General features: G+C 70.6%; 10 protein-coding genes. 2 read left to right on the forward strand and 8 right to left on the reverse strand.

Going from position 1 to position 15,458, the window contains the following annotated elements:
* Window positions 1–116 precede the first annotated feature (116 nt).
* Window positions 117–926 carry a GH12 family glycosyl hydrolase domain-containing protein gene (locus BEK98_RS33080; RefSeq protein WP_094220431.1) on the reverse strand — a complete coding sequence of 270 codons (810 nt, stop codon included), beginning with the start codon at window positions 924–926 and terminating at the stop codon, window positions 117–119.
* Between the two features lie 212 nt (window positions 927–1,138).
* Between BEK98_RS33080 and BEK98_RS33085 the strand changes: the two genes are divergently transcribed.
* Window positions 1,139–2,152 carry a LacI family DNA-binding transcriptional regulator gene (locus BEK98_RS33085; RefSeq protein ID WP_094220432.1) on the forward strand — a complete coding sequence of 338 codons (1,014 nt, stop codon included), beginning with the start codon at window positions 1,139–1,141 and terminating at the stop codon, window positions 2,150–2,152.
* Between the two features lie 86 nt (window positions 2,153–2,238).
* Window positions 2,239–4,281 carry a glycoside hydrolase family 31 protein gene (locus BEK98_RS33090; RefSeq protein WP_094220433.1) on the forward strand — a complete coding sequence of 681 codons (2,043 nt, stop codon included), beginning with the start codon at window positions 2,239–2,241 and terminating at the stop codon, window positions 4,279–4,281.
* Window positions 4,282–4,329: 48 nt separating this feature from the next.
* Here BEK98_RS33090 and BEK98_RS33095 read toward each other — a convergent pair whose 3' ends face one another.
* From BEK98_RS33095 to BEK98_RS33125, 7 genes are all read right to left on the reverse strand, one after another.
* On the reverse strand, window positions 4,330–5,043 hold the full coding sequence (locus BEK98_RS33095; RefSeq protein WP_094220434.1) for a glycoside hydrolase family 12 protein: 714 nt from the start codon (window positions 5,041–5,043) through the stop codon (window positions 4,330–4,332).
* 36 nt (window positions 5,044–5,079) lie between these two features.
* Window positions 5,080–7,275, reverse strand: a complete 2,196-nt coding sequence (locus BEK98_RS33100) for a glycosyl hydrolase family 95 catalytic domain-containing protein (RefSeq protein ID WP_094220435.1) — start codon at window positions 7,273–7,275, stop codon at window positions 5,080–5,082.
* Window positions 7,272–9,242, reverse strand: a complete 1,971-nt coding sequence (locus BEK98_RS33105) for a beta-galactosidase (protein WP_094220436.1) — start codon at window positions 9,240–9,242, stop codon at window positions 7,272–7,274. The genes BEK98_RS33100 and BEK98_RS33105 overlap by 4 nt, the downstream gene beginning before the upstream one ends.
* Complete coding sequence (locus BEK98_RS33110) at window positions 9,239–11,410, reverse strand: sialidase family protein (RefSeq protein WP_094220437.1); 2,172 nt, start codon at window positions 11,408–11,410, stop codon at window positions 9,239–9,241. The genes BEK98_RS33105 and BEK98_RS33110 overlap by 4 nt, the downstream gene beginning before the upstream one ends.
* A 281-nt stretch (window positions 11,411–11,691) precedes the next feature.
* Window positions 11,692–12,636 (reverse strand): carbohydrate ABC transporter permease, encoded by a 945-nt coding sequence (locus BEK98_RS33115; protein ID WP_094220438.1) that lies wholly within the window; start codon window positions 12,634–12,636, stop codon window positions 11,692–11,694.
* The gene (locus tag BEK98_RS33120) at window positions 12,633–13,646 is read right to left on the reverse strand and encodes an ABC transporter permease (RefSeq protein ID WP_094220439.1); all 1,014 of its coding nucleotides are present in this window, start codon (window positions 13,644–13,646) and stop codon (window positions 12,633–12,635) included. Before BEK98_RS33120 ends, BEK98_RS33115 begins: the two co-directional genes overlap by 4 nt.
* A complete protein-coding gene (locus BEK98_RS33125) occupies window positions 13,643–15,349 on the reverse strand; it encodes an extracellular solute-binding protein (RefSeq protein ID WP_094220440.1) in 1,707 nt (568 codons plus the stop codon). The genes BEK98_RS33120 and BEK98_RS33125 overlap by 4 nt, the downstream gene beginning before the upstream one ends.
* Window positions 15,350–15,458: the final 109 nt, after the last annotated feature.

The raw sequence follows: 15,458 nt of genomic DNA on the forward strand, positions 1-15,458 counted from the left end.
CAATAGGGATGTTGAGGACCGATCCTTACCGACCAGTGCTACTGGATCGTTCGTACCCGAATCCGGCCGCCCCCACCAGTCCTCGCGCGCCGTTCGGTGGACGGCGCCGGACGGGTTCAGCCGATGTCGACCGAGTACGACTTCGTGTCCAGCCGCCCGGAGCCCTTGAAGACCTCGGTGCCGGCCTCGATCCCGGAGACGTATTTGTCATTGCTCAGCAGCTTGCGCCGGACGAGTGCCTGGGTGAAGTCGTCGAGGTCGAGCGTGGTGCTCGTGGTGTTGGTGCGGCGGACGAAGGAGTACACCTTCCAGCCGATGTCGCCCTGGTAGATGTCCCACATGGCGCCGCCGAGGCTGACGCTGCCGTACTTGGTGCCGAGGGGACCCGCGCCGCCCTGCCGGTCGAGCCAGATCATGACCTCGTCGGTGGGCTGGTCCTGCCAGTCCGCCGTGCCCTTGGCGTGCAGCCACAGGTCGTACGACACGTTCGTCGTGCCGGGGTTCGAGCTGAGGGCGAAGCTCCACTTGGCGGTGACCTTCTTGCGGTCGCCGACCCGGATCGGCAGCCCGGTGGACGCCTTGTCGACCTTCCAGCCCCAGTGCCAGCCGAGGACCGTACTGGCGTACGACTTGACGTCGGAGTCCTTGCCCTTGCTGTTGGTGGCCCAGGTGTAGTCCGTCCCCCAGGAGACGGTGGAGCCGGAAGCCGAGTTGTCCCAGACACACTGGGTGCCCGTGCCCTTGTCCTGGCCCCAGAGGTTGTTGTTGACGTAGTACTTGCCGAGCGTGATGGTGTCGAAGGCCGCGCACTTCTTGCTCGACTCGCCGGCCTGCGCGACGGTGACGCCGGCGGCCGCCGCCAGGGCGACGGAGGCCGACAGGAGCGTCTTCGCCTTCTTCGACAGGCGCGGTCTGCGGTGTTGCATCGGGGGTCCTTCCGGGGGACGGTTCGTCTGCCGCCTCCCTGTGGCCGCCGGCCCGCCGAATGGTTGCCGAACCTACGGCCCGGAATTGCTGTCGAAGCGCTTCGACAGCCTATGGACACCCACCCCCGCTGAAGCTACTGTTAATACACCCTCACTCACCCTTGTCAGCCCCTGCGCAGTGTCGAAGCGCTTCACAAAGCTTGGAGAGCTGGATGGTCACCCTCGCCGAGGTCGCCCAGCACGCCGGAGTCTCGGCGAGCACGGTGAGCTATGTCCTCAGCGGCAAGCGGTCCATCTCCGCCACCACCCGGCAGCGGGTCGAGCAGAGCATCCGGGACCTCGGCTACCACCCGAACGCGGGCGCGCGCGCCCTGGCGAGCAACCGGTCGAACATCATCGCGCTGATGATCCCGCTGCGCACCGACATGTACGTGCCGGTGATGATGGAGATCGCCATCGCGGTGGCCACCACGGCACGTATGCACGGGTACGACGTCCTGCTGCTCACCGGCGAGGAGGGTCCCGACGCGGTACGCCGGGTCACCGGCAGCGGTCTTGCCGACGCGATGATCCTGATGGACGTCGAGCTGGAGGACGAGCGGCTGCCGCTGCTGCGGGGGACCGACCAGCCCTCGGTGCTGATCGGCCTGCCCGCCGACACCACCGGTCTGACCTGCGTGGATCTGGACTGGAGTGCGACGGGTGCGCTGTGCGTGGAGCATCTGGCGGGGCTCGGACACCGTGACATCGCTGTCATCGGCGAGGCCCCGGCGGTCTACGAGCGGCACACCGGCTTCGCCGAGCGCACCCTCGACGGGCTCCGCTCCCGCGCCCGCGAGACGGGCCTGCGGGTGCTGCACCGCCCGTGCGAGGGCGGGTACGACGCGATGGCCGTGACGCTGGCCCGGATCCTCGACGAGCGCCCGGGCACCACCGGGTTCGTCGTGCAGAACGAGTCCGCGGTGGAGCCGCTGCTCGCGCTGCTGCGCCAGCAGGGCCGGGCCGTGCCCGAGGACGTGTCGGTGGTCGCGATCTGCCCGGACCAGGTCGCGGTGCAGGCCTCGGTGCGGCTGACCTCGGTCGCCATCCCCGCGCAGGAGATGGGCCGGCACGCCGTGCAGCACCTGGTGGCCAAGCTGGACGGGCGGGGCAGCGACGAGGTCGTGCTGATCGCGCCCGAGCTGACGGTACGGGCGAGTTCGGGACCGGCGCCCGCCGCCTCCTGACGTACCCCCTTCTCACTGCCTCGCGGCTGCGGGGCACACCTCTGCCTGCTGTCCCTGTCTGCACTCCTTACTTCAGGAGCATGCCCGTGAACCAGCCTGCCGGAATTCAGCCCAAGGTCAGCCTCGCCCAGTCCTCCCCCACCGTCGGCACCTTCCGTGAGCGGGACGGCGCCCTGGAGTGGAGCGGCCGTCAGGAGACGGTGCGGATCGAGCCGTGGGGTCCGGACGCGGTCCGGGTGCGCGCCCGCCTCGGCGGCCCGGTGCTGGAGGATCTGCCGGGCGCGCTGCTGGACGCACCGCCGGCCACCGCGAGCACCGTCAAGATCGCCGAAGAACATGGCCTGTTGACGGTCGGGGCGCTGACCGTCGAGGTGACCGCCGAGGGGCTGGTCCGCTTCCTGCGCACCGACGACCGCTCGGAACTGCTCGCCGAGGAGCGCGCCCACTTCTGGTGGCCCGGCTCCCGCCTGTACACGGCCGTCGGCAACGGCCACCACCGCCTGGAACAGCGCTTTTCCGCGTACGAGGGCGAGAAGCTGTACGGCCTCGGCCAGCACCAGCACGGCCGCCTCGACCAGAAGGGCCTCGTGCTGGACCTGGTGCAGCGCAACGCCGAGGTGAGCGTCCCGGTGCTGGTCTCCAGCCGGGGCTACACCCTGCTGTGGAACAACCCGGCGATCGGCCGGGTGGAGCTGGCGGCCAACGGCACCCGCTGGGTGGCCGACTCGGCGCGGCAGCTCGACTACTGGATCACCGCGGGCACCCCGGCCGACGGCCAGCGCGCCTACAGCGCGGTGACCGGGCGTTCGCCGATGCTCCCGGAGTGGGCGGCGGGCTTCTGGCAGTGCAAGCTGCGCTACCGCACCCAGGACGAACTCCTCACCGTGGCACGGGAGTACAGGCGCCGGGGCCTGCCCATCTCCGCCATCGTCTGCGACTTCTTCCACTGGACCCACCTGGGCGAGTGGAGGTTCGACCCGAAGGAGTGGCCCGACCCGGCCGCGATGGTCCGCGAGCTGGACGAGCTGGGCATCAAGCTGGTGGTCAGCGTCTGGCCCTCGGTCTCGCCGCTGTCCGAGAACCACCCGCTCATGGAGCAGCGCGGCTACCTCATCGGCACCCAGTACGGCCCGATGGCGCACGCCGACTGGCCGGACAAGGGCGTCGACTCCACCGTCCAGGTGGCCTTCTACGACGCCACGAACCCCGAGGCACGGGAGTTCGTGTGGTCCCGCGTCCGCGACAACTACCTCGCCCCGTACGGCATCACGGCCTTCTGGCTGGACGCCTGCGAGCCCGAGCTGAAGCCGGGCTTCCCGGAGAACCTGCGCTACTGGGCGGGCCCGGGTCTGGAGGTCGGCAACCTCTACCCGCGCGAGAACGCCCGCACCTTCTACGAGGGCCTGCTGGCGGCGGGCGAGTCGGAGGTGGTCTCGCTCAACCGCTCGGCGTGGGCGGGCAGTCAGCGCTACGGCGCCGCCCTGTGGTCGGGTGACATCGGCACCGACTTCGCGACCCTGCGCCGCCAGATCGCGGCCGGCCTCAACACCGCGCTCTCCGGCATCCCCTGGTGGAACACCGACATCGGCGGCTTCCACGGCGGCGACCCGGACGACCCCTCGTACCGCGAGGTCATGGTCCGCTGGTTCCAGTTCGGCGCGCTGTCCCCGCTGATGCGCCTGCACGGCTTCCGTGACCCGGGCACGCCGCTGGGCCCGGACATGACCGGCGGCCCGAACGAGGTGTGGTCGTACGGCGAGGAGGCCGGCGCGATCCTGGAGAAGTACCTGCGGCTGCGCGAGCGCCTGAAGCCGTATGTGCTCCAGGTGATGCGGGAGGCGCACGAGGAAGGACAGCCCGTGCTGCGGCCGTTGTTCCTGGAGTTCCCCGACGACCAGGCGGCCTGGTCCGTCGACGACGCCTACCTCTTCGGCCGCGACCTGCTGGTCGCCCCGGTGCTGACGGCGGGGGCCACGGCCCGCACGACGTACCTTCCGGCGGGCGCGCGCTGGACGGACGCCTGGACGGGTGAGACGTACGAGGGCGGTACGGCGGTGACGGTGGACGCCCCGCTGGACCGTATCCCGCTGTTCCTGCGGGACGGCGCGGAGCTGCCGATCGCCGGCTGAGCACGGCAGAGGGGCCGGCCCCGGGCGGGACCGGCCCCTCTGCGTTGCTCAGCTGCTGCTGACGCCGTAGCTGTTGGTGACGAAGTCCATCCCGCCGGACGACGAGGTGATCTCGTAGCCGAACTGCAGGTCACCGATGGTCACGTCGCCGAACCAGCCCTTGGTGTCCTTGATCCACTTCAGGATCGGCAGGATGTTCACCGTGCCGGAGCTGGAGTTGGAGCTGCGGACGAAGGAGAAGACGTCGTTGGAGCCGTTGTTGCCCTTGTAGACGGTCCAGGTGGAACCGCCGAGGGTGAGGGAGCCCTGTGAGGTGCCGAGCGGGCCGACGGCTCCGGTCTTGTTGACCCAGAGCATGACCTCGTACTTGTAGCCGGTGTCCCAGATGTCGTACGACGTGTTGTACGCGCCGGACGACGGCACGGTGACGTTGTAGCTGCTGGTGAGCGAGGAGAGGGAGGTGATCGACTTGTTGATCACCTTCTTGGCGTTGGGGTAGGACTTGATGCCCCCGGTGTTCGGGTGGTCCGCCCAGACACCCCAGTTGGTGCCGGAGTTGGCCCAGATGCACTGGCTGCCGGCGCCGGAGCCCCAGATGTTGTTGTAGAGGGTGTAGCCGTTCAGCGTGGTGTTGCCCCACTGGTCGCAGGAGTTCCAGACGGCGGCGGAGGCGGGTGCCGAGGCGAGGCCGACGGTGGCGCCGAGGGCCAGGGCGGGGGCGATCAGGGCCTTGGCGACCCTGCTCAGCGTGCTTGTTGCCATGGGTGTCCCTTCCATGGGTGGGGGGAGTTCTCCGGGTTACCGCGCCCCCAGGGTGAGGACGCGGTCTTCTCCGGCGACGAGGTCGAGCGGCTCCGCGCCGGAGGAAGTCCGCAGTTCGATGCGGTGGGTGCGGCCGGGCTTGATGACGGCCCGAGCGCGGTCGGGGGTCCAGCTGAGGTCGATCTCCGCGCCGAACCGGGTCCGTACGCCCCTCAGTTCGCCCCGCGGGCAGGCGTCCGGGACGGCCGGCAGCAGGACGAGCCGGTCCGGGGTGGACTGCACGAGCATCTCGATCAGCACGGCGGGGAGGGTGTGCGCGGCGTCCGCGTTGTAGACGTCCCGGTTCGGGTAGTGGGCGCTCATCAGGGAGGCGTGGAAGAAGTCGCCCCGCAGGACCTGGCGCAGGGCGTGCGCGACCCGGTCGGGGTTCCTGAGCCGGGCCGCGATCAGGGCGTGGTGGAGATGGCCGTGGGCCGAGTGGTTCTCCGCGCCACGCAGCGCGAGGGCGCGGTGGGCGGCGGCGGCCAGGTCCGGGGTGTCGTAGGGAGTGATCTCGTCCAGGGGCCAGACGCCGTAGAGATGGCTGAGGTGGCGGTGGTCGTAGGTGTCGTCCAGGCCGGGCCAGGCCCACTCGGCGAGGGCGCCGTCGGCATTGATCCGGTGCGGGGGCAGACGGTCGGCCAACTCCCGCCATTTCTGGGCCTGTTCGGGATGGTAGGCGGCAGCGGTCAGCAGGGCGTGCCGGGCGGCGGAGAGGTCCATGGCCGCGTTGAGCGTGCCCCAGCTCGCGTTCGCGGGACGGTTCTCGGGCGAGTAGGACGGGACGACGACGAGGTGGCCGTCGGCGTCGGTGCGGGTGAGGAAGTCCTCGTAGAAGGCGGCGATCTCGGCGAGCACGGCGGCCGTGCGCGGGTCCTGTGCGCCACGGGTCTCGTCGTGGTCGACCAGCGGTTTGAGCAGCCAGTCGGCGCCGGCCGTCCACAGCTGGTGGGGGTACTCGCGGTCGAAGTGGTACGTGTACCCGGACTCACCGTCGGTGTGCGTGGGGGCGACCACGCCCCGGGCACCGAAGACGGCGCGCGCGTTCTCCCGCCAGTCCGGGAGCTGACGGTGGATCAGGTTGGCGTGCGCGTCCGTCACTTCCGGCAGGGCGGCGGCCGCAGCCGAGGCGGTCTGCAGGTTGAGGTTGGCGTTCGTGGTGAACGCCCCGGACCAGGCCGTGTTCCAGTCGCCGGTCCACAGGCCGGTCAGGCGGGGCGGGAGCAGGCCGCTGCTGGAGAGCAGGTGGTAGCGGCCGGCGGCGAAGAGCCGTTCCAGCAGGGCGGTGCTGTGCGGGCGCTTGAGCAGCTCGGAGCCGGGCAGGGTGCGGTCGGCCGGGTCGGCGCCCAGGTCGAGGGTGACCCGCCGGTAGGCGGTGCGGTGGCGGTCCAGGTGGCGGCCGAGGAGATCCTCGTACGACCCCTCGCCGCTCCCCAGGAGGTCGCGCAGCTCCCGGCCCTCGGCGACCACGTCCAGGTCGCCGGTGTGCCGGCGCACCCGGGTCAGCAGCAGCACCGAGCGGGCGCCGGCGACGCTGACGCCCGGCGGGACCAGTTCGGTGGTGCCACCGAAGGCCGCGACCAGGGTCACGCCGGTGTAGGCGCGGTCGCTGTCCGGGTAGCGGGCGCGCAGGCTCAGCAGGGCGCCCTCGGGGGTGAGGAGCGCGCCGTGGCCGACGCCCAGGCCGGCCGGGGCGCCCGGGAGCCGGTGGTCCAGCGAGACGACCAGGTCGGCCGCCGTGACCTCCTGCACGATCACGTCGTCCGCGCGGGAGACGAAGAGGCGGCTGTGCCAGTCGGCGCAGGCGGCCGTGACCTCGCCGGTGGTGAAGTCGACGGCCCGGCGGTAGCCGCCGCGCACGCTGTCGGCCGGCCTGCTCAGCCGTATCTGGAAGGCCGGATGGAACGGCTGCACCCACTGGAGCGGACGGCCGTCGGTGAAGCTCTCGGCCACCGTGCGGTCCCCGGCGAGCAACCGGTCCTGGAGGGCCGGGAGTTCGGCGGCGAGGCGGGGCGGCCGGGCGTGTTCGCTGCCGTTGGGGCGGACCAGGGTGTGCTGGGTGACGATGACCCGGTCGTCGTTCGGATCACCGAACACAAGGGCGCCGTGGTGGCCGTTGCCGCTCAGGAAGGCGTCCTCCCAGCGGGTGGCCGGGGCCGGCTCCCAGGTGCCGTGGACGGGTACGTGGCTCATGACCGCAGCACCGCCACGCCGTAGCGGCCGAGGGTGACCTCACCGGTGACGGTCGTATCGCCGAGCAGCTCGTGGTGGGTGCCCGGGACCTCGACGGCGACCGGCTCACGCCCGTGGTTGAGCAGGAACAGCAGCTCGCCCCGGCGCACCGCCTCGACGCCCGCCGGAAGCCCGTCGAGCACCGGGCGCACGCCCGCCTCGGCGGCGATCCGGGCGAGCAGCGCGCGCAGCGCGTCCGGTTCGGGGAGCGTGGAGACGTACCAGGCGCGGCCCCGGCGCAGCACGGCGGGCAGTCCGTCCAGCTCGCCGCCCTTGTACGGCACCGTCTCGGCGGCTCCGGGCTCCGGCTCGATCTCCTCCGACCACAGGGTGCCGCGGAAGCCGTCGCACTCCACGGTCTCCCCCGGCTCCAGCGGCCACCACTCGTGCAGCGTGCGGATGCCGAACAGCTCGCGCAGCCGGGCGTCCATCCCGCCGGGCCGTACCCGGTCGTCCTCGTCGGCGACGCCGGTGAGGAAGCCGGAGACCAGGGTGCCGCCGTCGCGGACGTACGCGAGGAGGTTGGCGATGGCGGTGTCGGTGAGGAGGTAGAGCTGCGGTACGAGCACGCACTTGTAGCGGGACAGGTCGTGCTCCGGATGGGCGAAGTCGGTGCCGAGGTGGGACTCCCACAGGGCCCGGTGCCAGGCGTGCAGCACGTCCGGCAGGTCGACCTCGGTGGACAGCCGGCCCTCGTGGGCACCGGCCCACCAGGAGTGCCAGTCGTGCAGGATCGCGATCTCGGCACCGCTGTGCCGCCCGGCCACCTGGGGACCGATCCGGGCGAGTTCGTTGCCGAGCTGTCTGACCTCCTGGTACGTACGGCCCTGCTCCCCCGCGTGGCTCACCATGCCGGAGTGGAACTTCTCGGCGCCCTGCCGGGACTGGCGCCACTGGAAATAGCAGACGGCGTCGGCGCCCCGGGCGACGGCCTGGAAGGACCAGAGCCGGTTGAGACCGCGCGGCTTGGGGTGGTTCACACCACGCCAGTTGACGGGTCCGGCCGCCTGCTCCATGAGCATCCAGGGGCCGCGCGCCTGCGACCGGGTGAGGTCGTGCACCAGGGCCCCGCGCTGGGCGCCGAGCGGGTCACGCGGATCGGGATAGAGGTCGACGGAGACGACGTCCTCCTCCGCCGCCCAGCGCCAGGCGTCCTGCCCGAACCACAGCGGCATGAAGTTGCTGGTCACCGGAAGGTGCGGGGTGTGCCTTCGGACGATGTCCCGCTCGGCCGTGTAGCACTCCAGCAGCATGTCGGAGGTGAAGCGGCGGAAGTCCAGCACCTGGGCCGGGTTGTGCAGGTAGTGCACGCGGCGCGGGGGCAGGATGCCGTCCCAGGTGTCGTAGCCCTGGCTCCAGAACGCCGTGCCCCAGGCGGAGTTGAGGGCGTCGAGGGTGCCGTACCGCTCCCGCAGCCAGCGGCGGAAGGCGGCGGCCGCCTCGTCGCCGTGGTCGAAGGTGCAGTACTCGTTGTTGATGTGCCACATCGTGAGGGCCGGGTGGGCGGCGTAGCGGGCGGCCAGGTCCTCGGTGATGGCGGCGGCGTAACGGCGGTAGGTGGCGCTGGAGTGCGAGAAGTGCTGGCGCCCGCCCCACCACTCGATCCGCCCGTCGGCGTCCCGGGGCAGGGTGTCCGGGTGCAGCCGGCCGAGCCAGGGCGGCGGGGAGCAGGTCGGGGTGGCGAGGACGACGCCGATGCCGTTCTCGTGCATCAGATCCATCAGCCGGTCCAGCCAGCCGAACTCCCGCCGTCCCGGCTCCGGTTCGAGCTTCGCCCAGGAGAAGACGCCGAGGGTCACGGAGTTGACGCCGGCGTCCCGCATCAGCCGGACGTCCTCGGGCCAGGTCTCCTCGGGCCACTGCTCCGGGTTGTAGTCGCCGCCGAAGAGGACGCGGCCTCGGGTGGCGTCGGCGAGGGTCGGCTTCATGCGGGCTCCCCGTACTGGATGCCCCGCCCGTTGGTGGCGAGGTAGACACGGCCGTACACGCGCGGATCACCGGTGATGGCGTCGCCGATGTACCCCCACTGGTGGGCGTCGTCGTTGATGCGCACCCAGCTCTTCGCCTCGTCGTCGGAGCGGTAGACGGCGGTGCTGCTGCCGGTGGACCCGACCTGGTAGATCGCCGGGTAGTCGGAGCCGTCGGCCGCCTTGCCGAAGCCGAGGGTGTACGAGGCCCGGCAACTGGCGACCTTCGAGAAGCTCGCCCCGCCGTCGGTGGACCGGTACAGCCCGTTCCACTTGGCGCTCAGCCACAGGTCACCCGAGCGTCCGGGCGCGGCGACCAGATGGAACTGGTTGTCCCCGGCGGGCAACCCATCGGCCCGCCTGCCGAACGTGAGCCCGCCGTCAGTGCTGGCGTACACGTTTCCGCTGTCGGTGTCGTACGCGTAGAAGAGCGTCGGGTCGGCGGGGTCGGCGACCGGTGTGGCGCCCTTCGGGAAGGAGGGGACCTCGGACCAGGTGGCCCCGTTGTCCGCCGAGCGGTGGGCCGGGTACTTGGTGCCGTCCCAGTGCACGAAGGACCACAGCAGCACGCTTCCGTCGGCGTTGGCGGCGATCGGCCCCGGCGCGTCCTTGGCGAGGCCCGGCTGGGCCGCGAAGGGCGCCCAGGTGCGCCCGCCGTCCTGCGAGAAGGCGCCGTTCCCGTGGTCTCCCCAGCCGGTCCGGACGACGTACGACGGTCTCGCCGCGGCCTGCGCGAGCCCGGTGGCCGTGCCGAACACGGGGTTGGTGGCCATGCCGCGCGACGGGGACGCGGTGAGCCGCTCGTGGTACATCACGCCGATGTCCCCGCTCCCGCTGATCAGGTGCGCCTCCCCGGCCGGGGGCGAGATCAGCCGGCGCACGGACGTCTCCTCCAGGCCCCGGATCTGCGGTGCCCAGTGGGTCAGGTCGCGGGTGCCGTAGAGGGTGGCGCCGGTGCCGTAGAGGACGTGGCGTGAGTCGTACGGGTCGATGGCGACGGCCTGGATCCACCAGCCGAACTTGGGCTCGTCACCGCCCCACTTGAGGAAGGGGGTCTCGGACACGTCGAAGACGGCCGTGTCCTTCAGCGAGGCCCAGCTGCGGCCGCCGTCGGTGGTGCGGTACAGGGTGTCCACGGCCGACCAGCGGTTGTTGGTGGAGACGACGACGGTGCCGGGGCGGCGGGCGTCGACGGCGACACCGCCGTAGCCGAAGGTGTCGGCGCCGCCCGGGGTGGCCGGGGTGACGTCGGTCCAGACGCCGGTCGGGGTGGCCAGCTTGTGCACGCTGCCGTCGGACTGGCCGTTGGGGCCCGGGGCGTTGGCGTACGTGACGTACAGCTCCCGGGTGTGCCGGTCGTAGGCGGCGCGGATCGGGACCTTGGCGGCGGTGCCGGTGGGCTGTCCGGGGACGGGCTCCCATGTGGTGCCGTCGGTGGTGCGGAACAGGTTGGCGGAGCTGCCGTCGGCGTCGCCCCAGCCGGCGTAGAGGGTACGTCCGGCGGCGACGAGGAGGGTGACGCCCTGGCCGGAGGCGGTGGGGGCGGGCGGGAAGCCGCTTGCCTGGGCCCAAGTCGCGCCGCTGTCCGTCGACTTGAGCAGCCCGTCGTGGCGGGTACCGAGCCACAGGATGTCGCTGTCGCACGGATCGACGAGCAGCCGCTCGCCCGCGCCCCGGCCGTCCTCGTTGGCACCGAGCTTCACGGTGAGGTCGGTGCGCTGCCAGGTGCTGCCGCGGTCCTCGGAGCGCAGGATCGCGCCGTTGCCTGCCCAGGACTGGGAGTAGGCGCCGAGGGCGAGGTAGAGGCGGTCCGGGTGGACGGGGTCCACGGCCATGGCCTCCACGCCGAGGAGGTTCCAGTCGTCCCAGCCGAGGTGGTCGATGAGGGGAGTCCAGCGGGCGGTGCGGGTGTCCCATCGGTATGCGCCGCCGATGTCCGTGCGGGCGTAGGCGAGGGCGGGGGTGGTGGGGTGGAAGAGGATGCCGGTGACGAATCCGGTGCCGCCGATCACTGCCGTGCGCCAGCGGTACGCGGGCTGCTTGGCTTCGGCGGCGTGGGCGGGTAGTGCGGTGAGGGCCGCCGCGACTGCCGTTCCGGCGAGGACGGTTCTGCGGCTCAGGCTGGGCATGGGGTACCTCGCTGGACGTGGGTTGATTGGTGGACCGGTACTGCTGCCGGCCGGGGGTGGGTCCGCTCACCGGCGCTGGCAGGGTGCCGCTGCGCCCACCCGTGCCGCCCCAGCGGCACGACTGCCCGCAGCTAGGGCGGCATGGCAGACGGCTGCGTGGCTACGGAGCGCATGCAGCAGACGTGCGCAGCAACTCCCCAGGGGCGCGGGGAACTGCGCGACCAGCCCCCACTCACCCGCACCCGCCGACGAACCGCACCGCCCCCTTGAGAAGGCACCCGTCAGCCCTTGATCGCCCCCGTCAACATCCCCTTCTTGAAATGCCTCTGGACGAACGGCGACAACACAGCAACCGGCACCAGCGCCAGCACCATCACCGCCATCTGAACTGCCAGCGGCGAAAGCTGCCCGGTGTTGATCTGCGTGGCCAGCCCCACCGGACGTTCCTGCTTCTGCACCAGCTGGATCATGACGTTCTGCAGCGGCATCATCTTCTGGTCGGTGAGATAGATCGACGCGTTGAACCAGGCACTCCAGTACCCCACCGCGTAGAACAGCGTGATGACGGCCAGCACCGCCCGGGACAGCGGCAGCACGATCTGCCACAGGATCCGCCAGTCCCCCGCCCCGTCGATCCGCGCACTGTCGATGAGTTCGGACGAGATGCCCATGAAGAACCCACGCAGCACCAGGATGTTGAAGACGCTCACGGCACTGGGCAGGATCAGCGCCAAGTAGGTGTCGGTCAGACCGAGCGCCTGCACCAGCAGGTACGTCGGGATGAGGCCCGCCCCGAAGAACATCGTCGCCAGCAGAGTCATCAGAATCCACCGATGCCCCAGTGACCCCCGCCGCGAGAGACCGTACGCACACAGCACCGACACCGCCATGCTGAACAACGTGCCCACCAGCGTCACCCCGAGGCTGACCAGGGCCGCCCGCTGCACCTGTCCGCCGCCGAGCAGTTCCCGGTAGGCGACGAAGGTGATGCCCTTCGGGAGCACCACCAGGCCGCCCGTCTCGTCGATGACCTTCTTCGGGGAGAGGCTGGTGACGATCACGATCCACAGCGGGAAGAGGATCGCGAAGCAGGCGATGCCGAGGACAAGACCCTTCGCGGCGAGCCCGGCTCTGGCCGGCTCCTCCTCCCACGCGGGCCGTGGCGGCGCGGCCCATCGGCTCGGTTTCTCCTGCGCGAGCGGCGGCCGCTCGACTACGGCGCTCACTTCTCGTACACCCCCTGCTCGCCCATGAGGTGGGCCACCTTGTTCGCCACGAGGACGAGGGTCAGTCCGACGATGCCCTTGATCAGACCGGCCGCCGCCGCGTAGCTGAAGTCCTGGTTGCGGATGCCGTTCCACCACACGTACGTGTCCAGCACCTCGGAGGCGTCCGGTCCCACCGCCTGCCGCTGGAGCAGGAACTGCTCGAAGCCGACGGTGAGGGCGTCGCCGACGCGCAGCACCAGCAGCAGGGCGATCACCGGGCGCAGGGCGGGCAGCGTGATGTGCCACATGCGGCGCCAGCGTCCGGCGCCGTCCATGGCGGCGGCCTCGTACAGGTCGGTGGAGACGGCGGCCAGGGCCGCGAGGAAGACGATGATGCCCCAGCCCGCGTCCTTCCAGACCATCTGGGCGGTCACCAGGTACTTGAAGACCGACGGGTCGGTCATGATGTCGAACCCGGAGTGCCCGTGCTGCCGCAGGGTCTGCGCGATGACGCCGGCGCCGCCGAAGATCTGCTGGAAGACGGTGACGACCAGCACCCACGAGAAGAAGTGCGGCAGATACATGACGGCCTGGGCGACCGCGCGGACCCGGGGCCTGATCACGCTGTTGATGAGCAGGGCCAGCGCGATCGGGATCGGGAAGTACAGCACCAGCTGGAGGAAGAAGAGCACGAACGTGTTCTGCACCGCGTGCCAGAACTCCGTGTCCTGGAAGACCCGCTGGAACTGGTCCAGGCCCACCCAGGGGCTCTGGAACATGGCGACGAAGCCGTTGTCGCTCAGGTAGGGGTCGTAGTCCTGGAAGGCGACCACGTTGCCGAGGATCGGGACGTAGTTGAAGACCAGGAGCAGCAGAAGCACCGGCAGCGTCATGAGGATGAGCGTGCGGTCGCGGCGGAACCTGATCCTGAGGCTGAGCCTACCGCCCTGCCCCCGGCGTCCGGTGACGCCGGAGGCGGCCGGTGTCCGCTTCGCCTCGGCCTTGCTGCGCGGGACGGTGCTGGTCACTTCGCCGAGCCGGTGTCGTCGAGCAGCTTCCGGTACCAGTCGCGCAGGTCGTCGCCGCCCTGCTTCTTCCAGTCGGACACCGCCTGCTGCACGTCGCCGACCTTCTTGCGGCCGCGCACGACGTCGTCCTCCAGCTGCTCGAAGTTGTCGGCCAGGTTGGACCAGCGGCTGGGTTCGGTGATCGTGAGGCCGTAGAAGGAGGACTTCTTGGTGAAGGCGCCCATGCGCTGCTGCCACTCGACCATGCCCCGGGTGACCTCGGGGAAGTCGGGGTGGGCGACGAACGGGGCCGGGTCGCCGGTGTAGTCGAAGGCGCCGACGACCTCGTTGACACCCTGGGTGGTCTTGTTGGGGACGCCCTTCTTCAGGGTGAAGTCGGTCGTCTCCGCGCCGTAGTTGGTGAGCAGCCACTCCTTGGTGCCGTAGGGGGAGGCGCAGAAGTCGGCGATCGCGAGGAAGTCCTTGATCTGCTGCTTGGAGGCCTTCTTGCTGATGAAGGTGAAGATGTTCGAGGGCTGGACCGCCCACAGCAGCGGGTTGCCGCCGTCGTGGGTGAAGATGTCCATCGCGGCCATCTCGAAGTCGGGGTTCTGGGTGCGCTGTTCGGAGGTCTTGCCGTACCAGTCGGACAGGTCCTGGTTGTAGACGAGGAGCTTGCCGGCGGTGAACCGGTTGCTGGCCGGGTTCGTGGTCTTGCCGGCCTTGTCGTCCGGGTGGACCACGCCCGCGGCGAACAGCTTGCGCGCCCACTCCAGGGCTTCCAGGTACTCCTCGGTCTCGACCCGGTTGATCAGCTTGCCGCCCTGCAGGTTCCACCACAGCGCCTTGTCGCTGCCGTTGAGGACGCCGAAGGCGTTGAAGGCGGTCCACTTCATGTCGGAGCAGGCCCACACGCCGCCCTTGGCGTCGGTGGCCTCCTTCGCCCAGGCGAGGAACTCGTCGGTGCTCTTGGGGAGTTTCCAGCCCTTCTTGTCGAAGACGTCCTTGCGGTAGAAGGGCGCGATGTTGGTGACGTAGGAGGCGGGCATCGGGATCGCGCGGAGCTGGCCGCCGAAGATGGCGCGCTGCCAGGCGTCGGTGGGGACGGCCGCGAGGTTCGGGTAGTCCTTGACCTTGTCGCCGGAGAGGTAGGGGCCGAGGTCGGCGAACTTGGCGTTGATCGCGCTGGGTATCTTGCCCATCAGGTTCCAGCCGGGGACCACCACGACGTCCGGGATGTCGCTGGAGGCGAGGACGGCACCCAGCTTCTCGTCGTAGGTGTTGCCGTCCTGGTTCTGCCAGGTGACGTCGACGCCGATGGCCTCGTTCATGGCCTTGTAGTACGGGTTGCCGTTGTCCGGCGGGGTGCCCCACAACGGGGCCATGATCTTCAGCTTGCCGCCGCTGCCGAGCTTCTTCGGGACCGAGGTCTTCAGCTGGTCCATGGCGATGGCCCGGGTGAAGCCGGCCGCCGAGCCGTTCTTCGCCGGGATGTCCGGGGCCACGACGCTGGAGGCGACGAACGCCGGGAGGATCTTCTGCGCCGCCTTGCCCGAGGTGGTGCCTTCCTTGCGGCCCTCCTGCCCGCCGCCGCAGGCGGTGAGCAGCGGCATCCCGCCGGCCACCGCCGCGGCGGCGACCGCGGTGGAGGCGAGGAAGCTTCTCCGGCTGGGGGAGCTTCTCCGGCTGGGCGCGGAGGATGCGGAGGCGGCGTTCGGCGTCATTGCGTCAACCCTTCATGGCGCACCAGGACACCCGGCGGTGGGCCGTCGGCTGCGGTGTCTCGAGTGGATCTGGCTGAGCTGAAGCGCTCGCAGTGCGGGGCGGCTAGTC

The sequence above is a fragment of the Streptomyces diastatochromogenes genome, from assembly GCF_002242805.1.
Lineage (GTDB): Bacteria > Actinomycetota > Actinomycetes > Streptomycetales > Streptomycetaceae > Streptomyces > Streptomyces diastatochromogenes.

Excerpts from the sequence above, each read along its gene's own strand:
- BEK98_RS33080 (WP_094220431.1), bottom strand. The coding sequence starts at position 926 with ATGCAACACCGCAGACCGCGCCTGTCGAAGAAGGCGAAGACGCTCCTG.
- BEK98_RS33085 (WP_094220432.1), top strand. The coding sequence starts at position 1,139 with ATGGTCACCCTCGCCGAGGTCGCCCAGCACGCCGGAGTCTCGGCGAGC.
- BEK98_RS33095 (WP_094220434.1), bottom strand. The coding sequence starts at position 5,043 with ATGGCAACAAGCACGCTGAGCAGGGTCGCCAAGGCCCTGATCGCCCCC.
- BEK98_RS33100 (WP_094220435.1), bottom strand. The coding sequence starts at position 7,275 with ATGAGCCACGTACCCGTCCACGGCACCTGGGAGCCGGCCCCGGCCACC.
- BEK98_RS33105 (WP_094220436.1), bottom strand. The coding sequence starts at position 9,242 with ATGAAGCCGACCCTCGCCGACGCCACCCGAGGCCGCGTCCTCTTCGGC.
- BEK98_RS33110 (WP_094220437.1), bottom strand. The coding sequence starts at position 11,410 with ATGCCCAGCCTGAGCCGCAGAACCGTCCTCGCCGGAACGGCAGTCGCG.
- BEK98_RS33125 (WP_094220440.1), bottom strand. The coding sequence starts at position 15,349 with ATGACGCCGAACGCCGCCTCCGCATCCTCCGCGCCCAGCCGGAGAAGC.